General features: G+C 54.6%; 20 protein-coding genes and 1 riboswitch. Of the genes, 15 read left to right on the top strand and 5 right to left on the bottom strand.

Features of this window, described 5'->3' with window-relative positions:
- The first annotated feature begins 71 nt into the window (after positions 1 to 71).
- The gene (locus MUG06_RS21015) at positions 72 to 1,100 is read left to right on the top strand and encodes a zinc-binding alcohol dehydrogenase family protein (RefSeq protein ID WP_243079918.1); all 1,029 of its coding nucleotides are present in this window, start codon (positions 72 to 74) and stop codon (positions 1,098 to 1,100) included.
- Positions 1,101 to 1,156: 56 nt separating this feature from the next.
- On the opposite strand, the gene MUG06_RS21010 is transcribed toward MUG06_RS21015, so the two are convergent.
- Complete coding sequence (locus MUG06_RS21010; RefSeq protein WP_243079917.1) at positions 1,157 to 2,083, bottom strand: nucleoside hydrolase; 927 nt, start codon at positions 2,081 to 2,083, stop codon at positions 1,157 to 1,159.
- A 220-nt stretch (positions 2,084 to 2,303) separates the two neighbouring features.
- Between MUG06_RS21010 and MUG06_RS21005 the strand changes: the two genes are divergently transcribed.
- The 5 genes from MUG06_RS21005 (at position 2,304) to MUG06_RS20985 (ending at position 6,686) form a co-directional block, all read left to right on the top strand.
- Positions 2,304 to 3,056, top strand: coding sequence for an alpha/beta hydrolase (locus MUG06_RS21005; RefSeq protein WP_243079916.1), 753 nt, complete (start codon positions 2,304 to 2,306; stop codon positions 3,054 to 3,056).
- 36 nt (positions 3,057 to 3,092) lie between these two features.
- A complete protein-coding gene (locus MUG06_RS21000) occupies positions 3,093 to 3,767 on the top strand; it encodes a heavy metal response regulator transcription factor (protein ID WP_215845301.1) in 675 nt (224 codons plus the stop codon).
- The gene (locus MUG06_RS20995; protein ID WP_243079915.1) at positions 3,764 to 5,155 is read left to right on the top strand and encodes a heavy metal sensor histidine kinase; all 1,392 of its coding nucleotides are present in this window, start codon (positions 3,764 to 3,766) and stop codon (positions 5,153 to 5,155) included. The genes MUG06_RS21000 and MUG06_RS20995 overlap by 4 nt, the downstream gene beginning before the upstream one ends.
- 32 nt (positions 5,156 to 5,187) lie before the next feature.
- A riboswitch (Fluoride riboswitch) is annotated at positions 5,188 to 5,264 on the top strand.
- 90 nt (positions 5,265 to 5,354) lie between these two features.
- Positions 5,355 to 5,732 (top strand): fluoride efflux transporter CrcB, encoded by a 378-nt coding sequence (gene crcB / locus MUG06_RS20990; RefSeq protein WP_215845303.1) that lies wholly within the window; start codon positions 5,355 to 5,357, stop codon positions 5,730 to 5,732.
- A 138-nt stretch (positions 5,733 to 5,870) separates the two neighbouring features.
- Positions 5,871 to 6,686, top strand: a complete 816-nt coding sequence (locus MUG06_RS20985; RefSeq protein ID WP_243079914.1) for a sugar phosphate isomerase/epimerase family protein — start codon at positions 5,871 to 5,873, stop codon at positions 6,684 to 6,686.
- Here MUG06_RS20985 and MUG06_RS20980 read toward each other — a convergent pair.
- A complete protein-coding gene (locus MUG06_RS20980; protein WP_243079913.1) occupies positions 6,683 to 7,288 on the bottom strand; it encodes a prolyl oligopeptidase family serine peptidase in 606 nt (201 codons plus the stop codon). The two genes, MUG06_RS20985 and MUG06_RS20980, sit on opposite strands and share 4 nt — an antisense overlap.
- A gap of 9 nt (positions 7,289 to 7,297) precedes the next feature.
- Positions 7,298 to 8,239: a glutathione S-transferase family protein gene (locus MUG06_RS20975; protein WP_215848202.1), complete on the bottom strand. Its 942-nt coding sequence runs from the start codon at positions 8,237 to 8,239 to the stop codon at positions 7,298 to 7,300.
- Between the two features lie 366 nt (positions 8,240 to 8,605).
- Here MUG06_RS20975 and MUG06_RS20970 point away from each other — a divergent pair, with 366 nt between their 5' ends.
- Positions 8,606 to 9,730, top strand: coding sequence for a GNAT family N-acetyltransferase (locus tag MUG06_RS20970; RefSeq protein WP_243079912.1), 1,125 nt, complete (start codon positions 8,606 to 8,608; stop codon positions 9,728 to 9,730).
- On the opposite strand, the gene MUG06_RS20965 is transcribed toward MUG06_RS20970, so the two are convergent.
- The gene (locus tag MUG06_RS20965; protein ID WP_243079911.1) at positions 9,727 to 11,565 is read right to left on the bottom strand and encodes an ABC transporter ATP-binding protein; all 1,839 of its coding nucleotides are present in this window, start codon (positions 11,563 to 11,565) and stop codon (positions 9,727 to 9,729) included. The two genes, MUG06_RS20970 and MUG06_RS20965, sit on opposite strands and share 4 nt — an antisense overlap.
- An 82-nt stretch (positions 11,566 to 11,647) precedes the next feature.
- On the opposite strand from MUG06_RS20965, the gene MUG06_RS20960 reads away from it, so the two are divergent.
- Positions 11,648 to 12,145, top strand: coding sequence for a GNAT family N-acetyltransferase (locus MUG06_RS20960; protein ID WP_215845306.1), 498 nt, complete (start codon positions 11,648 to 11,650; stop codon positions 12,143 to 12,145).
- 39 nt (positions 12,146 to 12,184) lie between these two features.
- Here the strand turns inward: MUG06_RS20960 and MUG06_RS20955 are convergent, their stop codons facing one another.
- Positions 12,185 to 13,102, bottom strand: a complete 918-nt coding sequence (locus MUG06_RS20955) for a sugar ABC transporter substrate-binding protein (protein WP_243079910.1) — start codon at positions 13,100 to 13,102, stop codon at positions 12,185 to 12,187.
- 421 nt (positions 13,103 to 13,523) lie between these two features.
- Between MUG06_RS20955 and MUG06_RS20950 the strand changes: the two genes are divergently transcribed.
- From MUG06_RS20950 to kdpD, 7 genes are all read left to right on the top strand, one after another.
- Positions 13,524 to 14,918 carry an MFS transporter gene (locus MUG06_RS20950; protein ID WP_243079909.1) on the top strand — a complete coding sequence of 465 codons (1,395 nt, stop codon included), beginning with the start codon at positions 13,524 to 13,526 and terminating at the stop codon, positions 14,916 to 14,918.
- 500 nt (positions 14,919 to 15,418) lie between these two features.
- The gene (locus tag MUG06_RS20945; RefSeq protein ID WP_243079908.1) at positions 15,419 to 16,585 is read left to right on the top strand and encodes an HD-GYP domain-containing protein; all 1,167 of its coding nucleotides are present in this window, start codon (positions 15,419 to 15,421) and stop codon (positions 16,583 to 16,585) included.
- 154 nt (positions 16,586 to 16,739) lie between these two features.
- On the top strand, positions 16,740 to 16,829 hold the full coding sequence (kdpF, locus tag MUG06_RS20940; protein ID WP_215845309.1) for a K(+)-transporting ATPase subunit F: 90 nt from the start codon (positions 16,740 to 16,742) through the stop codon (positions 16,827 to 16,829).
- Positions 16,829 to 18,514, top strand: a complete 1,686-nt coding sequence (gene kdpA, locus MUG06_RS20935; protein WP_243079907.1) for a potassium-transporting ATPase subunit KdpA — start codon at positions 16,829 to 16,831, stop codon at positions 18,512 to 18,514. Before kdpF ends, kdpA begins: the two co-directional genes overlap by 1 nt.
- Positions 18,511 to 20,559, top strand: a complete 2,049-nt coding sequence (gene kdpB / locus MUG06_RS20930; protein ID WP_243079906.1) for a potassium-transporting ATPase subunit KdpB — start codon at positions 18,511 to 18,513, stop codon at positions 20,557 to 20,559. Before kdpA ends, kdpB begins: the two co-directional genes overlap by 4 nt.
- 10 nt (positions 20,560 to 20,569) lie before the next feature.
- Entirely contained in the window at positions 20,570 to 21,148 is a 579-nt protein-coding gene (gene kdpC / locus MUG06_RS20925; protein ID WP_215845310.1) for a potassium-transporting ATPase subunit KdpC, read from the top strand.
- A 10-nt stretch (positions 21,149 to 21,158) separates the two neighbouring features.
- Positions 21,159 to 23,834, top strand: coding sequence for a two-component system sensor histidine kinase KdpD (gene kdpD / locus MUG06_RS20920; RefSeq protein WP_243079905.1), 2,676 nt, complete (start codon positions 21,159 to 21,161; stop codon positions 23,832 to 23,834).
- The last annotated feature ends 25 nt before the right edge of the window (positions 23,835 to 23,859 follow it).

Genomic DNA, 23,859 nt, shown 5'->3' with positions numbered 1-23,859 from the left:
TTCCTACTGTTTAAATCCGCGGTTGCGCTGAGATTCGCCATAAATGCCTGCAAGACAACGGGAGAATCATCATGACGACAATGAAAACGCTGGTTATCGCTGAACCGCGCAAAATGGTTTGGACTACGCGTGACAAGCCGACGCCAGCGGCGGGCGAAGCGCTAATTAAAATTCTCACCGCCGGTATTTGCGGAACCGACATTCATGCCTGGGCAGGCAATCAACCTTTCTTCAGCTATCCACGCGTGTTAGGCCACGAATTGTGTGCCGAAGTCGTGGAGTTGGGCAGCGATGCTCGCGGGTTTGAACGGGGCCAACGCGTAGCGCTGATCCCCTATATTTCCTGCCAGCAATGCGATGCTTGTCAGAGCGGCAAAACTAACTGCTGCGAAAAAATCTCTGTGATTGGTGTTCATCAGGATGGCGGTTTTTGTGAATACCTGAACGTGCCGGTTAGCAATCTGCTGGCCGTGGACAATGTGGCACCCGAAGCTGCCGCACTGATTGAACCCTTCGCTATCAGTGCACATGCAGTGCGCCGCGCCGGAATCGTTGCCGGTGAACATGTTTTAGTAGTGGGAGCCGGGCCGATTGGGTTAGGCGTGGCCGCGATTGCCGCCGCAAACGGTGCAAGCGTGGTGGTAGCAGATACCAGCGAATTCCGTCGCCAGCACGTCAACGATAAGTTGGCATTAGCGGCGCTTAATCCCGCCGACGAAAACTTTTACGATGCGCTGCGCGAGCAGTTTAATGGCCGATTGGCCCTGAAAGTCATTGATGCCACCGGCAGTCCAGCAGCGATGAACAACGCGGTGAATTTAATGCGTCACGGCGGCACCATCGTTTACGTCGGTCTGCATAAAGGTGATTTGGTGATCCCCGACAGCGAGTTTCATAAAAAAGAGACCACGCTAATGGGCAGCCGCAACGCGACGCGTGAAGATTTCGACCATGTTCGTGCGTTGATGGCCAGCGGAAAATTGCGTGCTGAAATGATGTTAAATGAACACTTCGCTTTCTCAACGCTGGCGGAAGATTTTGAACCGCAGGTGATTAACAATCGTGAGCTGATCAAAGGTGTTATCTATTTTGACCGCTGATGTACCGCGCTAGCCTGGCGGGTTAACCCCATTCTCAAGGATTAACCCGCTTGAAGTCATGATGGCTGTGCGGAAAGGGTAGAGAAGAAGTGTGCGCGAACCGCATCGGCATCGACAGATAACGCAATACGCTGCGCAGGGAGATCGCGAAACGCATCTTCGCGTGATGCTAACCTGCTGAGTTTTCTGACCGTTTGCCCGCTGGCGATGCCTTCAGTGATCACTCTTAGCGGGCTTTCGATCAATGTGAACGCGTGGGGCAAACAGAGCCAGGAAATGGTCAGCGTGTCATGCAGCGCCATGCCGGCAAAACCCTCTTTTGCCAGGCTGTAGGCAAGGTAAGGACGGCAGATGGCACTTAACACGGGCTGGTTCAGCTGATGCACTTCTGCCTCGCGAATTAAGACCTTGTGCGTAACATCCAGCGGCATCAAAACCACCGGTAACGCCGATGACAGTACCTGATCGGCGGCGTGCGGATCCTTCCAGATATTAAATTCACTGAAGGGCGTTACGTTGCCTGAATGGCCTTCTGTACCAAACGCGCCACCCATGATGACCAACTCTTTCACCAGCGGAATGATGTCAGGCGCCTGATTAATGGCGCTGGCGATATTGGTCAGCGGACCAATCGCCACCAGCGTGATGTCATGCGGCTGCGCCCGCACGCTATCAATGATGAATTGCACCGCGCCCGTGGCCTGATCGCTGTGTGGGTTTTCAAAGGCATCACCCAATCCGTCTTCACCGTGCAGTTTAGCGGGCGCACTGGGCGCCTGCGCTAGCGGACGTGAACAGCCGCGATAAACCGGCACATCAATGCCCATTTTTTCACAAAATAGCCGGGCATTTTTTGTCGCTTGCCCAACCGCAACATTACCAAACACGGTAGTGATACCGAGCAAACGCTGGGTTTTTGCTGCATACGCCAACGCAAATGCGTCATCAACGCCGATGTCAGTATCAAAAATCAGGGTGCGCATGGTGTCCTCCGAAAAACGTATTAAGTACCCAGCATTACAGCGCTGAGTGCCAGCGCGTCAAGTAACTCTGGCGCGCCTGTTTAGCGCCTGATGTTTACACTGGGTTTCAATGTAATCGAAATAATCGAAACGAACGGTCATTCTTTTGTCATAACTTCCTCACCTCTGTGTCAGAGCCGATTCGTTATCCTCTTCACATCAAATCAATGAGGAAACGATCATGAAAAAGCAAATCATTCTGGCCGCAGGTATGCTGTGTGCTCTGGCAGGAACAGCGGCACAGGCGGAAACAGTAAAAAATATTGTATTAGTCCACGGCGCCTTTGTGGGCGGTTCGGGCTGGCGTCCGGTTTACGATCGGCTGACGCACGACGGCTATCACGTCACGCTGGTGCAGGAACCGTTAACCGGTTTTACTGACGATGTTGCCGCGACACGGCGCGTGCTTGATCAGCAAGAGGGGCCGGCGATTTTGGTCGGCCACAGCTACGGCGGCGCGATCATTACCGAAGCGGGCAACGACAACCATGTGGCGGGACTGGTCTATATCGCGGCACATGCGCTGGATAATGGGGAAACCGAAGCCAGCAACGGCAAAAAATTCCCTAATAGCGCGCACCCTTTCATGAAAACGCCGGATGGATTTTTGATGATTGCGCCGCAACACTTTCATAGCGACTTTGCTGCCGATTTGACGGCTAAACAAGCCGACTTTGAAGCGCATGCACAGATGCCGACGTCTGCTGCCGTGTTTACCGCCAACATTCCTGATCCTGCATGGAAAACCAAACCCAGCTGGTACATGGTGGCGAAAGCCGACAAAATTATTAATCCCGATCTCGAGCGGATGTACGCCAAACGCGCCCACAGTCACACAGTAGAAGTGGCCGGCGCCAGCCATTCGGTGTATGAATCACATCCTGATGCGGTCGCCAGTTTAATTGAGCAAGCAGCTCAACACGCCAAATCCTGACCACCGGCGCGCCCGCAGATATTCCCGGAGAACACGATGAAAATTCTGGTGATTGAAGACGAGGCGAAGGCCCGTGAATACATGCGACATGGCCTGACGGAAGCGGGTTATGTTGTCGATGTCGCCGCAAATGGCCAGGATGGCCTGTTTTGCGCGCAAGAACACCATTACGATCTGATTTTACTGGATGTCATGATGCCGGAAATGAGCGGCTGGGAAGTGATGGCCTCGCTGGATCAACAGATCCACACGCCCGTGATTTTCCTGACGGCGAAAGGCACGCTAGAGGATCGCATTAAAGGTCTGGAGCTGGGCGCAGATGACTATTTAGTGAAACCGTTCTCGTTTGCTGAGCTGCTGGCACGGGTACGAACGCAGTTGCGACGCGGCAGCCAGCAGAAGCTTCCCGATATTCTGACACTCTCCGACCTGCGGCTTAGCATTGCTAAACGGCGGGTTGAGCGTGCTGGTCAGCGCATCGATCTCACTAATAAAGAGTTCAATCTGCTGCTGCTGTTTATGCAGCATCCCGGCGAGGTGTTAACGCGCACGCTGATCGCTTCACGCGTCTGGGATATGAATTTTGATAGCGATACCAACGTCGTGGATGTGGCGGTGCGCCGCTTACGACAGAAAGTAGATGAACCCTTTTCCCGGCCACTGATTCACACCGTGCACGGCGTCGGTTATCGCTGCGAAGCGGAAGCATGAAACCGCTGTCACTCACCACGCGGCTGTCGCTGATTCTGGCGTGTACCATGCTGGTAGTGATGGCGTTAACGGGGCTGGCGCTGTATCACTCGCTGGCGAAGCAAATCAGTGTGCGTGATGATGGCGCGTTGCTGGCGCGCATGGATCAAATTCGCACGCTGCTGCGTGATGAGGACGCGATTGCGCTTATTCATCAAAAGCCGCGACTGTTTGCCAACATGTTGGGAAACACCGAGTCGCTATTAATGCTGCGTTTTCCCGGTCAATCGCCACTGATTGAGGTCAATCCTGGCCAGCGCACCTTGCCTGCCATCACGCCGATGTCCGCCGAACAGCCGCTGACGCTCAATGCTGTTCATCATTTACAGTCATCAGATGCCACGCCGTTTATCGCCGCTGCCGCGCTGGCCAACACGCGTGACGGACCGGGAAAAATAGAAATTGTCACCGGACGTTTGATGACCGAACGTACCCAAACCCTTGCCAGCTATCGTGATCAAATTATTACCTTTACCTTACTGGCTACGCTGTTAGTGGCGTTAATCGCGCATGTTTCCCTGCGCCGAGGATTGGTTGGGCTACGTCATTTGGCTTCAGAAACGGATGCGATAGATGTTCGCCACCTTTCTCATCGCATTCGACTCACAAAAGTGCCGCTTGAACTCCAGCCGCTGGTGGCGGCGTTTAACCAAATGCTGACGCGGCTGGAAACGGGCTATCAGCAATTGAGTCAGGTCTCAGCGGACATGGCTCACGACCTGCGCACACCCGTGAATACGCTTATCGGGCAAACCGAAGTGGCGCTGGGCCAGCAACGCACGCCCGCTGAATATCAGGCGCTGCTCGGCTCGAATTATGAAGAGCTTGAACGACTGGCAAAGATGATTGATAACATGCTGTTTCTGGCGAAAGCTGAAGATGCCAGCCAGGCGATTGCCCTACAAATCCTGGATCTTGAGAGTTTGGGTACACGCTTAGCAGACTATTTTGAAGGTCTGGCTGAAGAGCGTCAGATGGCGTTACGGGTTGAATTACAGGGCGAAGTGCAGGCCGATCTCGACCTGCTGCTGCGTGCGTTGGCCAATCTACTCGCCAACGCGCTGCGCTATGGTGACAGCGGCAGCGTGATTCGGTTGTTCAGCGAAACAGGCGCGAATGGCGTAACAATCAGCGTGGAAAATCACGGCCCAACCATTCCTTCAGAACGGCAAGCCAGACTGTTTGATCGCTTCTGGCGCGCCGACAGTTCACGTCATCTCTCTTCCAGCGGCAGCGGTTTAGGCTTGTCGATTGTGCGCAGCATAATGCAGTTACATCATGGACGCTGCGCGGTTCAGAGTGAGCAGGGATTAACCCGCTTCACGCTCTTTTTCCCCTTAAAACCCTGAGTTGTCAGCGGCCAATCTCGCGAGTATTATCATCGCCTTAAGGTGATGGCGTTCCACCTTTCCCAACCGCTTGCGGCGTTAATCCGCGGCTGATGACGCCTGACATACACCGTAATCCTCACGCAGGAGCGGATGTGTCAGGCGCGTGTTTTGCCTGCCACCGCGATCCTGCGCGTATCCCTAAACAGGAGCATTACTGATGTTGAAATCTCTGTTAGCCGTGATGTTAGGCGGGGCGGTTGGATGTGCCCTGCGCTGGCTCATTTCACTGCGTTTTAATACGCTGTTTCCTAATCTGCCGCCAGGCACGTTAATCGTGAATCTGGTAGGCGGGTTTGTCATTGGTGCCGCACTGGCGTGGTTCGTAAAAAATCCTCAAATCGACCCAACCTGGAAATTGCTGATCGTCACCGGGTTATGCGGCGGCTTGACCACGTTTTCGACCTTCTCCGCTGAAATTGTCGTGCTGCTACAATCAGGTAAATACCTTTGGGCGATGTCGAGCGTGTTAGTACACGTTATCGGTTCGCTGCTGATGACCTTTGCCGGCTTTGCCGTGGTCAACGTGCTGGGGTAATCCCTGGCGCGGAAAGGCAGCGAGATCGCCCTTGAATTAACCCTAAAGAGGTAGATACTGTTTCAGGTTCAGTAAAGAGTAAAAACAGAACCTGAACGTTAAGTCACCGATTATTCCGGACGATTAAGGAGCACGTTGATGAGCCACAACCCTAAATTCCTTAACCTGGTGTTGTTAAACGGTGGACCCGAGCAAAAATTGCAGGCGGCACGAGAAGCAGGTTTCGATCAGGTCGAAATATGGCGTGAGGATGTACAAGCTTGTGAGCAGGGTGCAGCGGCGTTAGCGCAGTTTGCGGGCCAACAGGGAATAGGTTTTACCAATCTACAAGTGTTACGCGATTTTACCGGCGCATCCGATGGCCTGCGCGTTGAAAAACGCGAGGAGCTACGTCAGTTTATTCAGATCGCGCAGGCGCTGGGCTGCGATACCATTCAGGCACCGGCAACCACACGTGAAGATTGTCTTCCCGAATGCATTGATGACGATTTACGCTGGATGGCGTCGGAAGCCGCCCGCTACAAAATGCGCATCATGTATGAGCCAATGGCGTGGTGCAGCGTGGATAACACGCTACCGCTGGCGTGGGAACGTTTGCAGCGTCTCGATCAGCCCAACATCGGTTTAGTGGTGGATCTGTTTCACATTTGCGCCCTTGGCGGCGATGCTTCGCAGCTGGACGGCATTCCTGCCGATCGCATCTATGAAGTGCAACTGTGCGATATGGCGGAAAAACCGTCACAGGATAAACAGGCATTGATCGACACCGCGCGCCATCAACGCCTGTTGCCCGGCGACGGCATCATCAATATTGAACATTTCGTTGATAAGCTGAAAAGTGCCGGCTATCAAGGCCCGGTGGGCATTGAAGTGTTTAACGATGAACTCAAACGCTTGCCGCCCGCCGAAGCGGCACAACACGCGTGGCGAGCATTAAATCGTTACTGGCCTTAATCCTGCAAACACTGGGCGATAAAAGCGGCAGCATGCATCGCGCCTTGCCCTGAAATCGAATGACCCGTTTTGGGTTCAAACAGCGTTTCGGTCGGGACATTGGCGCTTTTAAGCCGATGCGCTGCCGATTCGCTTTCTCTCCACGGAATCACGTCATCGGCGTGCCCGTGAATCAGCATCGCTGGCGTATAAGGCTGCGGCGTTAGGGGGCCATCAAAAGCCAGTCGACCTGAAAAAGCCACCACGCCGGCCAACGGATAACGGCCATCTACCAGCGCATCCAGCGCCATTATTGAGCCTTGTGAAAACCCCACCAGCACGACTTTATCCCACTGATCGGCCATATTGTTTTGCGCCATGATCTCGCTTAGTCGGGCATCAAATGCGGCTCGCGCTTCACGCACGCGGGCTGGGCGATTTTCTACTGTTACACCGGCCAGACTGAACCATTGATAGCCGAATCCCTGCTCAAAAGCATAAGGCGCGTCAGGCGAGGCAAAAACAACATCGGGTAACAATGCAGTCCAATGCTGACCAATCGGAGCAAGATCGTCACCATTACTGCCAACGCCGTGTAAAAATATCACCAATGCTTTTGCCATGTTTATTCCTTAAAAGCCGTAATCGCTCAGGTCTGGGCCTGCGGGCACAATGCCGTTGGGGTTCAGCGCCTTGATCGAGTAATAACCCTGTTTAATATGATCAATATTGACGGTTTCGCGCACGCCAGACACCGACAGCATGCTCTTCAGGTAGCGGTTGAGCAACGGATAGTCACGCACCCGGCGCAAGTTGCATTTAAACAACCCGAAGTAGGCCGCATCAAAACGAATCAGCGTGACAAACAAGCGGATATCCGCCTCGGTGATGCGCTCGCCAAGCAGAAAAGTGCGGCCATCTTGTAGGCGCGTTTCCAGCTCATCCATTTGCTCAAACACCTCATTGCACGCTTGCTGATAGCTGATTTGCGTGGTGGCAAATCCCGCCCGGTAGACGCCATTATTCAGGCGTGGATAGATTTGCGCGTTCAGGGCATCAATCTCTTCACGCAGACATTCAGGATAGAGATTGATGCGGTTATCCGCCAAACCGCCAAACCCGCTGTTCAGCATTCGCACAATATCAGCGGATTCGTTATTTACAATGGTGCCGGTCTTTTTATCCCACAATACTGGTACCGTGGCGCGACCGGTAAAGTCAGCGTCAGCGCGGGTATAAAGTTCGTGCAGATATTCTGCGCCGTTTACGCTGTCGCGATCGGCGCCCGGATAATCACCGAAACGCCAGCCTTGCTCACTTAGTAGCGGTTCAACCACCGACACGCTAATCAGTGATTCCAACCCTTTGAGTTTACGGGTAATCAATGTACGTGATGCCCAAGGACAAATCAGCGCAACATAGAGATGATAGCGATCGGGTTCGGCAGCAAACTCCGTTGAGCCATCGCTGCTGATCCTGTCGCGGAAGCGTGAAGTCTGGCGAACAAATCCGCCTTGCTTATCGGTGGCCTGCACCGGATGCCATTCTGCACTCCATTTGCCGTTCACTAACATCATTCTGCTCCTCTATGATAATAAGAAGCAGCTTAACCCGCTGCGGGTTCAGTGATAATCCGGTCCAAAAGGTAAACGTTATTTCCAAAATGGAAAGAATAGTCGCGGTGATACGTTAAGCGGATACGGAGTGAAAATAGGCGACATCCACATCGAGCAGCTAGCGTGATGTCTGTGCCAAATGACGAGTGAGCGGGTAAAATGCGCACCATCGAACGGGTGCAGTTTCAATGCGTTGTCATCACGGAACGATCTCTCCCGTTCGATCAATAGATAACGTCTGGCCGCTGCTGATACCATTACACTTTCCCTCTACTCAAAAACCTGCTTGACTGACGGTTCGCCCGTTCTTGTCTGGAGTTGTTGATGTCACTGATTCACCTGACTTCGTTAGCAGAGATTGCTGCCGCCGAATGGGATGCGCTGTTACCTGATGATCAACCTTTTTTACGCCACGCCTTTCTGTCCAGTCTGGAGGAGAGCGGCAGCGTGCGCGCTGAATCGGGCTGGCAACCGGATCATCTGCTGTGGCGTGAAAACGGCGTGCTGCGCGCTGCTATTCCTGGCTATCGCAAGCGTCACTCGCAGGGCGAATATGTATTTGATCATGCATGGGCCGATGCCAGCCAGCGTGCAGGAATCCGTTATTATCCAAAATGGCTTGGGGCCATTCCATTCAGTCCGGTCACGGGCGCACGTCTGATTGGCGCGCCCGACGCGGCGGCACAATTGCTGGCAGCCTTACCGGAAACGCTGCTAAAAAACGGATTGAGCGGCGCGCACATTAATTTTACCGATGTGCAGACCAATCATCTGCTGCACGAGCAGCCCAACTGGCTTGAACGCTGGGGCCTGCAGTATCACTGGCACAATCGCGGCTACCGCGACTTTCAGGATTTCCTCGACACGTTGATGTCACGCAAGCGTAAACAGCTGCGCAAAGAGCGTGAACAGGTGACGCAGAGTGGCTTTGAATTCAGCGGGTATCGCGGCGATCAGCTCCGTGAAGATCAGTGGGATTTTGTGTATACCTGTTACGCCAACACTTACGCAGTGCGCGGCCAGCGGCCCTATTTAACGCGCAATTTCTTTAGTTTGCTGGCGGAGCGGATGCCAGAAAATATCCGCGTGGTGATTGCGCACCTTCAGCAGCAGCCCGCAGCGATGGCGTTTTACCTCAAAGATGAACACGCACTGTATGGACGTTATTGGGGATGTTTAGCCGAATTTGACCGGCTGCATTTTGAAACCTGTTTCTATCAGGGAATGGATTTTGCCATTGCAGAAGGATTGCAGCGTTTTGATGCGGGCGCACAAGGCGAACATAAACTGGTGCGCGGCTTTGAGCCGCATATTACCCACTCGTGGCATTACTTAATGCATCCGGGATTGCGTGAAGCGGTGGATGATTTTCTTCAGCGAGAAAGGGAGGGCGTACGCGCCTGGGAAGAGGAGGCGCGCGACGCCTTGCCCTATCGACGCGGTGATTAATCGGTGCCGACAAAGCCGCCGGTTTGATGCTGCCACAAGCGGGCGTACAGTCCGTTTTGCGCCAGCAACTCGCGGTGGCTGCCCATCTCGACAATCTCACCTTTCTCCAGCACCACTAAGCGATCCATCTTGGCGATGGTCGACAAGCGGTGAGCGATAGCAATCACTGTTTTGCCCTGCATCAGCGATTCCAGGCTCTCCTGAATAGCCGCTTCGACTTCCGAGTCGAGTGCCGATGTGGCTTCATCCATGATCAAAATCGGCGCATCTTTCAGCAGCACGCGCGCAATCGCCACACGTTGACGCTGCCCGCCAGAAAGCTTCACGCCGCGCTCACCAACTTGCGCATCCAGCCCGGTACGTCCTTGCGGGTCAGAGAGCAGCGGAATGAATTCGTCTGCGCGGGCGCGATGAATAGCCAATTGCAGCGCTTGTTCGCTGGCATCGGGGCGGCCATACAGCAGGTTTTCCCGAATCGAACGGTGCAGCAGTGAGGTATCTTGGGTGATCATACCAATCTGGCTGCGCAAGCTTTCTTGGGTAACTTCCGCGATATTCTGGCCATCAATTACGATGCGGCCCCCGTTCAGGTCATACAGCCGCAGCAGCAGGTTAACCAAGGTGGATTTGCCCGCGCCAGACGGGCCAATTAGCCCAATCTTCTCGCCCGGTTTGATGTCGAGATTAAGGCGATTGATGACCTGACGGCCGCCACCGTAATCAAAGCGCACATCCTCAAAGCGGATATTGCCGCGTGTCACTTCAAGGTTTTCGGCTTTTGGCGCATCCTGCACGCTCAGCGGCTGGGCGATGGTATTCAGGCCATCCTGCACCATGCCGATATTTTCAAAAATGCCGTTCACCACCCACATGATCCAACCGGACATGTTGACCAGGCGGATCACCAAACCAGTTGCCAGTGCGATAGCACCGACGCTGATCAGCGACTCGCTCCACAGCCACAGCCACAGCGCCAGCCCGGAAGTGGAGACTATCAGCAGGCCATTCAACGCTGATAAGGTCAGATCCATGCTCGTAACCATGCGGCTGGCGTGCTGCGTTTTGTTGGTCTGTTCCTGAATCGCTTCGCGGGCATATTTGCGTTCCAGGTCGCTGTGGGCAAAGAGTTTGATGGTGGTGATATTGGTGTAGCCATCGACAATCGTGCCCATCAATTTTGAACGCGCTTCTGAAGAGACCACTGAACGCGCTTTCACGCGTGGCACAAAAAAGCGCAGCGAGGCGGCATAAGCAACAATCCAGATAATCAGTGGGATCATCAATCGCCAGTCCGCTTCGGCAAACAGAATCAGCGAGGTTACGGAATAGATCAGCACGTGCCAGATGGCATCCACCAGTTGGACTGATGAATCTCTGAGCGCATTGCCGGTTTGCATGATGCGCTGCGCAATGCGTCCAGCGAAGTCGTTCTGGAAAAAGTTCAGGCTCTGGCGCAACACATAGTTGTGGTGCTGCCAGCGGATCATACTGGTCATACTGGGGTTAATACTTTGATGCACCAGCATGTCATGCAGCGCGATAAAGATGGGTCGCAGAATCAAGGCGACACATCCCATCCAGAGCAGAATTTGCCAGTTGTCGCAGAACAAGCTGGCGGGCGTTGAATGATTGACCAGGTCGATGATGCGGCTCAGGTAGCTGAAAAGCGCGACTTCCACCAACGCCGATCCCAGCCCAACCACCAACAGCGCCGCAAAACTGGGCCACACCTGACGCAAATAATACGCGTAAAAGGGCCAAACTGATGAGGGCGGCGATTCGGTGGGCGCATCCTGAAAAATATTGATAAAACGTTCAAAACGGCGATACAACATAGAATCACTCTTTCCAACCGATAAAGAATTACAGCTTAGTGCAATTTGGTGCAGTGAAACCCACCGTCTAACAGGAGAAAATATGGAAATTACCGTTCGTGGACGTGAACCCAGCGATGCTGCGGCTTATCAGCGTTTGTACAGCCATCCTGATGTTTATCCCTGGACGCTTCAGCTGCCGTATCCGAGCGTAGCGACCTGGGAAAAGAAATTTTTGAAAATGGATGCTGAAGGATTCATCGCTTTTGTTGCTGAAATTGACGGCAAAATGGTGGGCGAATTAACCCTGTTTGTTGAAAACAGGCCGCGGACGCGCCACTGCATCAGTTTTGGTATTGGTGTTGATCCGGCCTTTGCCGGGCGCGGCGTGGGCGAGCGATTGATTCGTACCGGGATAGATTACGCGCAAAACTGGCTGGGCGTGACGCGCATCGAACTGGAAGTGTTTCACGATAATCACCGTGCGCTGCGCTTGTATGAGCGTCTTGGGTTTGAGCGTGAAGGCGTACGGCGTCAGGCATCGCTGCGCGACGGAAAACGGCATGACGTGGTGATGATGGCGAAGCTGCTGGATAGTTAACCAAGCCCGGAGCGGCGGACAGGCCGCTCCGGTTTCAGGTTATTTACTTTTATCGACGTACTGCTGCATGTTCTCTTTAGTGACCAGCTCAAACGGGATCCACTGATGCGAATCCACTTTTTCGCCTTTTATTAAACGCTGCGCCACCTCAACAGACTTCTTGCCTTGTCCCACCGCATCCTGAAATACCGTGACCTGCATGCTACCGTTAGCCATCGATTTTAATCCATCCGGCGTGGCATCAATGCCGCCGACCAGAATGTTTTTCTTCGGTTTTGCCTGCGCGATGGCCATGGTGGCACCAATCGCCATTTCGTCGTTATTGGCCGCAACAATGTCGATATCTTCACCGTTCGACAGCCAGTTCAACATCAAATCCATGCCTTCGCTGCGTGAATAGTTGGCGGTTTGTTTCAGCACCACTTTCATGTTGGGGTATTTCGCCACCACTTGCTCAACGTCTTTGGTACGCTGTAATGCACCCGCATCGGTGAGGTTGCCAATCATGATGGCGACGTTGCCGCGATAGTTAGCCATTTTTGCCAGCGCTTCCATCTGCAACACGCCCGATTCACGTTCGTCAGAACCCACAAACACCACGCCCGGCGGCAGCGTTTTATCGCCTGGTGTACGGTTAACAAACACCAGCGGAATTTTTGCCTGTTGCGCCAGCTTGGTGAGCGCAGGCGTGCTGGCAGAATCAACCGGATCGACAATGATGGCGTCTACACCTGAGCCGATAAAGCTCTGTACCTGATCGGTTTGCCGACCGACATCGCCGCGCGCATCTTCAAACTGCGATTCCAGCCCCTGCGTTTTAGCCTCTTTATCAATCGACTGACGAATAATGGTGAGAAAGTTTTGGTCAAAGTAAGCCATCGATACGCCGATTTTTTCAGCCAGCGCCGAAGCGGAGAGACTCATCATGCACAGCATTACTAACGCTTTCTTTTTCATTGCAGACTCCGCAGGCTATTTTTGGAATTTTCTTTTCATTAATAAAGGAAACGGTTTAATGAATTCATTTGCAGCCTACGAGTCGGCGCGTGCTTTGACAATTGCCTGATTTTACTCTTGCAAGCGGGTGCACATTTTGCTGAAAAAATTTATGCTGCATAGCGTTCTCTGGTGCTGATTTCTCAGACACGGCGCACATTCCACGGCAAAAAGGGCGTACTTTTTCAGCTTATGTGCAGCGTCGCACTGCGCATTGTGGCAGATGCCAAAATTAGCGCTAAACATGGCCGACAATCTCACCATTCGCACAATGACCTTTAGTTAGGCTCCTATCTATATTCTCTTCACAAGGGAATCTCAGCGGTATTCCTGAAAAAAAACTATGCGGCAGGACGCTGCCCCTTTTTAAGGAATTCACCTCATGTTGAAAGATAAGCTCGCGACGAAAACCTCGCATGTTCGTATCTGGATTTTGTGTCTGATCCTCTTTTTATCGGTGGTGGCCTATGCTGACCGTTCGATCCTGTCGATCTCAGGATCGGCGATCAAAGATGAATTTGGCCTGTCCGCGATCCAGCTTGGGCTGATCCTGTCGGCATTCAGTTGGGCATATGTGATCGGCCAAATCCCCGGCGGACTTTTTTTGGATCGTTTTGGGGCTAAAAAAGTCTATGGCGTCACGCTGGCGCTCTGGTCGGTATCCACTATCGCGATGGGATTTGTCGGTGAGTTTTCCAGCGGCATGACAGGTGCACTGATACTGATGTTTGGCCTGCGTTTTCTGCTGGGATTGATAGAAGCACCCAGCTTTCCTGCCAACGCCCGCGTGGTGATCATGTGGTTTCCTGGCGCTGAACGCGGTCGTGCGTCGTCGCTGTTTAGCTCGGCGCAGTACTTTGCTGTCGCTATTTTTTCGCCGCTTTCTGCCTGGCTGGTTTCACGTCACGGTTGGGAATGGCCTTTCTTTGTGCTTGGCGGCATTGGCGTGCTGGCGGTGTTTGTTTGGGCAACCTATATGCGTGAACCGCGCAATCATCCCGGTGTGTCGGAAAACGAATTCCGCCACATCGTTGAGGGTGGCGCGCTGGTGGATATCGACTCAGCCAAAACACTGAAAGAGCGTCCGGCACTGAGCAAAGCGATGTTCAAAAAACTGCTGACCAACCGCATGTTGTGGTGTGCCTATCTCGGCCAGTACTGCATCATCGCGCTGAGCTACTTCTTCATTACCTGGTTTCCTATCTATCTGGTGCAGGCGCGCGGCATGAACATCATGGATGCTGGTTTAGCTACCATTGCACCGGCGCTGTTTGGCTTCCTCGGCGGCATCAGCGGCGGTTATATCTCTGACAAACTGCTGGCCAGAGGCTGGAGCGTTTCCTGGGCGCGTAAAACGCCTTACATCGTGGGTATGTTGATGGCAGCCAGCTTGATTCTGGCGGCAGTGATCCCCAGCAATGTGGGCATTATCGCCATCATGTCGTTTGCTTTCTTTGGCAAAGGTGTGGCAGCGGGCGCAGGAACCTGGACCGTGATCAGCGATACCGCTCCCAAAGAAGCGGTTGGCTTGGCGGGCGCAATCTTTAACGGTATCGGTAATATCGCGGGTTTCACCACGCCGCTGCTGTTCGGCATCATTGTGGGTTTGACCGGCAGTTACAGTATCGGTTTGGTGTTTGTCGGCGCGCACTGCGTGCTTGCCGCAGTATTGTTCCTGTTTGTGATGGGGCCTATCGAACGTGTCGGGGAAGAGCAGCAGGAAAATCACCAAGGCTTCGAAAAACAGGGGAAAGAAGATGGCATTAAAGCAATTTAACGTGCTGATAAAAGCCCCCCATAAATGCGGGGTCGTCTGTCCCCCACCTCAATCCTCCTTAAGTGCGAGGCCGTTTGTCCCCCACCTCAATCCTCCCCCATATATGGGGGAGGAAGACGCTGCCACATGCGAGTATTGAAGCTGCATGTTGCAGCGTCTCCTTCCCCTGCGGTGCGGGGGAAGGCCGGGATGGGGGACAGCGCGCAGATGAGGCCGTTTGTCCCCCACCTCAATCCTCCCCCATACATGGGGGAGGAAGACGCTGCCACATGCGAGTATTGAAGCTGCATGTTGCAGCGTCTCCTTCCCCCGCGGTGCGGGGGAAGGCCGGGATGGGGGACAGCGCGCAGATGAGGCCGTTTGACAGCGCGCAGAGGACAGGAGACAGCGCGCACAATCCCCGTCTCGTCGTACCACACAGTTTGCACAAAACCTGTTGAAGAATATTTGCTCAGCTGCCGATATCACCCTACCACCCGCTGATATTAAGGAGTGATATCGTGATAAAGCTGATTGCCGTTGGCGAACTGCGGCTCGGAATGTTCATCCACAAACTGGACGTTTGGTGGATGAAAGACAAGCGCATTCGCAACCAAATGCTGATCACTGATCCTCATCAGATCATCACTTTACGTAACGAAGGGATCCAATCGATCTGGATCGATCTCGATAAATCGGTACAGGCCCCGCTTGCGCCAGCAGTAGAAAAAAAAGCTATTCCACGTACGCCGTTTTTTCAGGAACTGGATAAGGCGCAGCTGATCTTTCAGCAGGGCAAGCCGAAAGTGTTAGCGATGTTCAACGAAGCGCGTCTGGGTAACAGCCTCGATCTCTCTTTTATGATCGATTTAGTCGATGAAATCGCCGGATCCATTGAGCGTGAACCTTCTGCTTTGCTGAGCGTGGCGCGGCTAAAAAGCCACGATGATTACACCTATCTGCATTCCATGGCGGTCTGCGGCTTGATGATCTCACTGGGTAAAACATTGGGTCTCAACGAACAGCAGCTTCGTCGCGTGGGTATGGGCGGCTTGCTGCATGACGTGGGCAAGGCGGCGGTGCCGCTGGATATTCTCAATAAACCCACCAAGCTGACAGAGGAAGAGTTCAACGTCATGCGTCAGCATCCCATTATCGGAGCACAGATTTTAATGGAGGCTGACGCTGACGAAGATCTGCTGGATATTGCCCTGCATCACCATGAAAGATATGACGGAAATGGCTATCCACATGGGCTGAAAGGCGAACAGATTACACGGTTCGCTCGCATGGCGGCAGTGTGCGATGTTTACGATGCACTGACGTCGACGCGTGTTTATCGTAAAGGCTGGACGCCCGCAGAAGCGATGCACAACATGCTGAGCTGGCGCGGTCATTTTGACAGCCACCTGCTCAATAGTTTTGTGCGCACTATTGGCATTTATCCGGTGGGATCGCTGGTGCGTCTGGCATCGGGCCGGGTTGCGCTGGTGGTAAAGGCAGGCGAAAAATCCCTGTTGCGTCCTTGTGTTCACGTATTCTGGTCGCTGCATGCCCAGCGCGAAATGAAGCCTGAAATAGTCGATCTCGGTGACAGCTTTTGTACTGACAGTATTGTTAGCGCAGAAGAGAGCAATTTATGGATAAACGTCGATCTCAACCGTATTTGGGCGCTGCATGCAGCTTAAGCGCCGCCTATTAATGCAGCCTGCATACCCCACATAAAACGCCTGATTTATCGCCATTTTTATACTTTATTTACACCCACGCCACGCATTTTAACACCTTCTTTATACGCCTCAGCGCAAGCTAATCAGCCAATCCAATTCTCTGGAGGTGACTGTGAGCGTGGACGTAATAACCGGCATTGTGCTGGTGGTGTTATTGCTGGGCTATTTAGTTTATGCCTTGCTCAATGCGGAGGCGTTCTAATGGCGGCCAATGCATTTTTACTGATCGCCGTCTATGTGCTGCTGCTCATGATACTGGCGCAGCCACTGGGACGCGGGCTGGCACGTTTCGTGGCTGACAAGCCGCTGTTTGCCGGGCTGGAACGCCCGCTGTGGCGTCTGTTGGGAACGGAGCAGCCAGGCATGCGCTGGCCGCATTATCTGCTGGCGATTCTGCTGTTTAATGCCCTTGGTTTGCTGCTGTTGCTGGCCATTTTATTGCTACAAGGCAAATTGCCGCTTAACCCGCAGCAGTTGCCGGGCCTGAGTTGGCATCTGGCGCTGAATACCGCCGTGAGCTTTGTCACCAACACTAACTGGCAATCTTATGGTGGCGAAAGCACGCTGAGTTATTTCAGTCAGATGGTGGGATTAACGGTACAAAACTTCCTGTCGGCAGCCACCGGCATCGCGGTGGCGTTTGCGCTGATCCGCGGCTTCGCCAGTCGTTCGCTTGAAACTTTAGGCAACGCCTGGCGCGATCTCACACGCATTACGCTGTATATCCTGCTGCCAATTAGCCTGCTGATGGCGCTGTTTTTTGTCAGCCAGGGCAGCATCCAGAACTTTTTACCCTATCACAGCATCACCACGCTGGAGGGGGCACAGCAAACGCTGGCGATGGGGCCGGTGGCATCGCAGGAAGCGATCAAAATGCTCGGCACTAACGGCGGTGGCTTCTTTAACGTTAACTCCGCTCATCCCTTTGAAAACCCCAACGCATTAACCAATCTGGTGCAGATGCTCAGCATCTTTTTGATCCCCGCCGCGCTCTGCTTTGCCTTTGGTGAAAGCGTCAAAGATCGGCGTCAGGGCAACATGCTGCTGTGGGCGATGACGCTGATGTTTGTGGTCGCGGTGAGTGTTGTGATGTGGGCAGAGGTCAAGGGTAATCCGCATTTCATCGCATTAGGCGCTGACAGCGCGATGAATATGGAAGGCAAAGAGACGCGCTTTGGCATTCTCAACTCCAGCCTGTTTGCGGTGATCACCACTGCGGCTTCCTGCGGGGCGGTGAATGCCATGCACGATTCCTTTACCGCGTTGGGCGGCATGGTGCCGATGTGGTTGATGCAGTTGGGTGAAGTGGTGTTTGGCGGCGTGGGCGCAGGTTTGTACGGCATGCTGCTGTTTGTGCTGTTAGCGGTGTTTATCGCGGGCCTGATGATCGGTCGTACGCCAGAATTTCTCGGCAAAAAAATCGATGTGTGGGAAATGAAAATGACCGCGCTGGCGATTTTAGTCACGCCGGCGCTGGTACTGATCGGAACGGCATTGGCGATGATGACCGATGCTGGACGTGCTGGCATGTTAAATCCCGGCATTCATGGCTTCAGCGAAGTGCTGTATGCCGTTTCATCGGCGGCGAACAACAACGGCAGCGCCTTTGCGGGTCTAAGTGCTAACACCCCTTTCTGGAATCTGCTGCTGGCAAGCTGCATGTTGCTGGGACGCTTTGGCATCATCATTCCAGTGATGGCGATTGCCGGTGCGATGGCGGTGAAAAAAGTGCAGCCGGTTGGCAACGGCACTCTGCCGACACACGGCCCGTTATTTATTTCGCTGCTGATTGGCACCGTGCTGCTGGTGGGTGCACTGACTTTCATTCCTGCTCTGGCTTTAGGCCCGATCGCTGAGCATCTTAATCTTCAGGTGAAAACATCATGAGTCGTCAACAACAAGCGCTGTTTGATGCAGCGCTGCTGCGCGTTGCGGTGCTCGATGCCATGAAAAAGCTCGATCCGCGCGTGCAATTTCGTAATCCGGTGATGTTTGTGGTTTACCTCGGCAGCGTACTGACCAGCCTCTTAACGTTGGCGATGCTGGCGGGGAAAACCAGCGGCAGCGCCAGCTTTACCGGCGCGATCGCGATTTGGCTGTGGTTTACCGTGCTGTTCGCCAATATGGCAGAAGCGCTGGCGGAAGGGCGCAGCAAGGCGCAAGCCAGTAGCTTAAAAGGCGTGAAGAAAACCAGCTTCGCCAAAAAACTCGCCGAGGCGCGCTACGGCGCAAGCTGGCAGCAGGTCGCGGCCGATCAGCTGCGTAAAGGCGACGTGGTGTTAGTGGAAGCGGGCGACATCATTCCCTGCGATGGTGAAGTGCTTGAAGGTGGCGCATCGGTGGATGAAAGCGCCATCACCGGCGAATCGGCACCGGTGATACGTGAGTCGGGTGGCGACTTTGCGTCGGTGACGGGTGGCACGCGCATTCTTTCCGATTGGCTGGTAATCAGTTGCAGCGCAAATCCGGGCGAAACCTTTTTAGACCGCATGATTGCCATGGTTGAAGGCGCGAAACGTCGTAAAACGCCTAACGAGATCGCGCTGACTATTTTGCTGGTGTCGCTCACCCTCGTCTTTTTGTTGGCAACGGTGACGCTGTGGCCCTTTTCCGCGTGGGGCGGTACGCCGGTTAGCGTTACGGTGCTGGTGGCGCTGCTGGTCTGTTTGATTCCGACCACCATTGGTGGCCTGCTTTCTGCGATTGGCGTGGCGGGAATGAGCCGCATGTTAGCCGCAAACGTGATTGCAACCAGCGGGCGGGCGGTGGAAGCGGCGGGTGACGTCGATGTGTTGATGCTGGATAAAACCGGCACCATCACGCTGGGTAATCGTCAGGCCACGCAATTTTTACCGGCACCCGGCGTCAGCGAAGAGCAACTGGCAGATGCGGCGCAGCTCGCCTCGCTGGCGGATGAAACCCCCGAAGGGCGCAGTATTGTGGTGCTCGCCAAGCAGAAGTTTAATCTGCGCGAACGCGACCTTAGCAGCATGGGCGCGAGTTTTATTCCCTTCTCGGCGCAAACCCGCATGAGCGGCGTGAACGTGCAGGATCGCTTGATTCGTAAAGGTGCAGTGGACGCGGTACGTCGTCACATTGAAGCCAGTAATGGTCATTTTCCGGCTGAAGTGAATGCGCGAGTTGAAGAGGTGGCGCGCACCGGCGGTACGCCGCTGGTGGTGGCAGAAGGCGCGAACGTGTTAGGCGTGGTGGCGCTGAAAGATATCGTTAAAGGCGGGATTAAAGAGCGTTTTGCCGAGCTGCGCAAAATGGGCATTAAAACGGTGATGATCACGGGCGACAATCCACTGACGGCGGCGGCGATTGCTGCGGAAGCGGGCGTGGATGACTTTTTGTCGGAGGCAACACCGGAAGCCAAGCTGGCGCTGATCCGTCAATATCAGGCTGAAGGCCGCCTGGTGGCGATGACAGGCGACGGCACCAACGATGCGCCTGCGTTGGCACAGGCTGACGTTGCGGTGGCGATGAACTCGGGAACCCAGGCCGCAAAAGAGGCGGGCAACATGGTGGATCTCGATTCTAATCCCACCAAGCTGCTGGAAGTAGTGCACATCGGTAAACAGATGCTGATGACGCGCGGTTCGCTGACGACCTTCAGCATCGCCAACGACGTAGCCAAATATTTTGCCATCATTCCGGCGGCATTTGCCGCCACGTATCCGCAGCTCAATACGCTCAACGTGATGCAGCTGCATTCCCCTAACTCGGCCATTCTCTCGGCGGTGATATTCAACGCGCTGGTGATTGTGTTCCTGATCCCGCTGGCGCTAAAAGGCGTGAGTTATCGTCCCCTGAGTGCGGCGGCATTATTGCGTCGTAACCTGTTGATCTACGGATTAGGTGGGCTGCTGGTGCCGTTTGTCGGTATCAAAGCCATCGACCTAATCTTGGTGCTGTTTGGCGTGGCCTGAGGAGAAAAAAATGAGTCAGTTACGTCCTGCGATTTTACTGTTGTTGCTGCTTACCGTTGTCACCGGCGTGGTTTATCCTTTGCTCACCACCGGCCTGGCGCAATGGCTTTTTCCCGCTCAGGCCAACGGTTCGTTATTAGAGGAAAAAGGTGTGGTGCGCGGTTCGGCGCTGATTGGCCAGAACTTTACCCAGCCAGATCGCTTTTGGGGTCGCCCGTCGGCAAGCGGCGATGCGCCTTACAATCCGCTGGCTTCCAGCGGCAGCAATCTGGCGGGCAGCAATCCGGCGCTGGATAACCTGGTGGCTGAGCGCGTTGCAGCGTTGCGGGCAGCCAATCCGCTCGCGCCAAAAGCGGTGCCGGTTGAATTAGTTACCGCGTCGGGCAGCGGCCTCGATCCCGATATTTCGCCTGCGGCCGCGCAATGGCAAGCGCCGCGTATTGCCGCTGCGCGCCAGCTGCCGTTAGAACAGGTGCAGGCGCTGATTACACAACAGGCGCGTCGTCCGTTTTTGACCTTCAGCGGCGAAGCGACAGTGAACGTATTACAGCTGAATATGGCGCTGGATGCGATGCCAGCAAACCCTTAATAAGGACGCTATGAACGACGAGCCTTTGCGGCCCAATCCCGATGCGCTGCTGCAGGAAAACAGCGACAGCCATCGCGGCAAGCTGAAAATCTATTTTGGTGCCTGCGCGGGCGTCGGGAAAACTTACGCCATGCTGCAAGAGGCGCAGCGCATGCGGGCGCAAGAGTTGGATGTCTTGGTCGGCGTGGTAGAAACCCATGAACGGCCTGAGACGGCGCAGCTGCTGGAAGGTCTGGCGCTGTTGCCACGCCGCGCGACGGGGCGTTCGCGCCATGCCGAGTTCGATCTTGATGCTGCGCTGGCGCGCCATCCTGCGGTCATCCTGATGGATGAACTGGCGCACACCAATGTACAAGGGTCGCGTCATCCAAAGCGCTGGCAGGATATTGAAGAGCTGCTGGAGGCGGGCATTGACGTACTCACCACCGTCAACGTTCAGCACCTTGAAAGTCTCAACGATGTTGTTGGCGGCGTGACCGGCATTCAGGTGCGCGAAACCGTGCCCGATCCCTTTTTCGACAGCGCCGATGAAGTGGTATTGGTCGATTTGCCGCCGGATGACCTGCGCCAGCGGCTGAAAGAGGGCAAGGTTTACATGGGTGAGCGCGCTGAACGCGCCATCGAAAACTTTTTCCGCAAAGGTAACTTGTTTGCACTGCGTGAGTTGGCGCTGCGCCGCACCGCCGATCGTGTTGATGACCAGATGCGTGCCTGGCGCGACCGTCAAGGCAGCGATCGCGTATGGCATACGCGTGACGCCATTTTGCTATGCATTGGCGACGACAGTGGCAGCGAAAAATTAGTGCGCAGCGCGGCGCGGCTCGCCGCCAGGTTGGGCAGCGAATGGCATGCGGTTTACGTTGAGACGCCGCGGCTGAATCGCCTGCCAGAAGCCCGCCGTCGTGCCATTCTCCGCACTTTGCAACTGGCGCAGGAGCTGGGCGCAGAAACCGCTACGCTCTCTGATCCTGATGAAGCCCAGGCGGTGCTGCGTTACGCACGCGAACACAATCTTGGCAAAATTGTGACGGGTCGCCGTCCGGTACGCCGCTGGCGACGCGATAGCTTTGCCGAGCGTCTGGGTCAGCTTGGCCCGGATGTCGATTTATTGGTGGTGGCGCTAGATGAACCGGTGAAGGATGCGCCGCATCCACTGGCGGAAGGACGCATTAGCAACGATAAATGGCGGTTGCACCTGCGTGGCTGCTTTATGGCGCTGGTGCTGTGCGTGCTGGTGACAGCGGTGGGGCAAACGTTGCTGATCGGTTTCGATCCCGCTAACAGCGTGATGATCTACTTGCTGGCGGTGGTGATCGTCGCGCTGCGTTATGGACGCTTGCCTTCGATCATTGCGACCATCTTGAACATTCTCGCTTTCGATCTGTTTTTTGTCGCGCCGACCGGCACGGTTGCGGTTTCCGATTTGCAATATCTGGTGACCTTTGCGGTGATGCTGGCGGTGGGGGTGATTGTCGGGAATCTCACCGCTGGCGTGCGCTATCAGGCGCGGGTTGCACGTTACCGCGAGCAGCGGGCGCGCTATCTGTACGAGATGGCGAAATCGCTGAGCAGCGCGTTAACGCCGCAGGATATCGCTGCGACCAGCCAGCGGGTAATTGACGTTACGTTACAGGCGCGCAGTCTGCTGCTGCTGCCGGATGAGCAGGGTGAGTTACAGTCCATTGGTGATGCGCTACCCGCCAATGAACCGGATCGCGCTATCGCCAAGTGGAGCTTCAGCAAAGGCCAACCCGCAGGCGCGGGCACTGACACCTTGTCCGCCGTGCCTTATCAAATTCTGCCGCTTAAAAGTGGTGCGCTGTGTCGCGGTTTGCTGGTGGTTGAGCCACAAAACCTGCGCCAGTTGATGATTCCTGAGCAGCAGCGGTTGGTCGAAACCTTTACCGTGCTGATCGCTAACGCGTTAGAGCGCATTGCACTTTCGCAGAGTGAAGCAGCGTCGCGCTTGTCAGCAGAACGTGAACAGTTGAGGAATGCACTGCTTTCGGCGCTATCCCACGATTTGCGCACACCGCTGACGGTGCTGTTTGGGCAGGCGGAAATGTTGATGCTCGATCTCGCCAGCGAAGATGAAAAATATGTGCAGCAGGCCAGCCAGATTCGCGAACAGACGTTGAGCACGATTCGGCTGGTGAGCAATATGTTGGATATGGCGCGTATCCAATCGGGCGGTTTGAATTTACGTGAAGAGTGGCTGGCGCTGGAAGAGGTGATTGGCGGCGCCCTCAGCAGCATGGCTGCCTCGCTGAAAGGGCAACATATTCAGCTGGAGTTACCGCCAGAGATGGTACTGATCAAAGGCGACAGCACGCTGCTTGAGCGGGTGTTGACCAATTTGATTGAAAACAGCCTGAAATATGCGGGTCACGGCGCACCGCGCGGTATCAAGGCGTGGCAGGAAAAAGACCGGCTGGAACTGGCGATTTGGGACGGCGGGCCGGGCATTGCCGAGGCAGAGTTAACCCGTATCTTTGATAAGTTTGCGCGCGGGAATAAGGAGTCGGCAGTGCCGGGTGTGGGCTTGGGTTTAGCTATCTGCAAAACCATTATTGAAAGCCACGGCGGGCAGATTTGGGCAGAGAATCGTCCACAGGGTGGCGCATCATTTCGCTTATCATTGCCGCTGCCGCCCGCGCCGGAAATTTCTGAAGAGGCACTGAAATAACTTCACAGTTCCTCGGTTATACTGC

This window comes from Pantoea sp. MQR6, assembly GCF_022761075.1.
Taxonomy (GTDB): Bacteria; Pseudomonadota; Gammaproteobacteria; order Enterobacterales; family Enterobacteriaceae; genus Pantoea; species Pantoea phytostimulans.
This window is presented reverse-complemented; position numbering and strand designations above follow the sequence as displayed.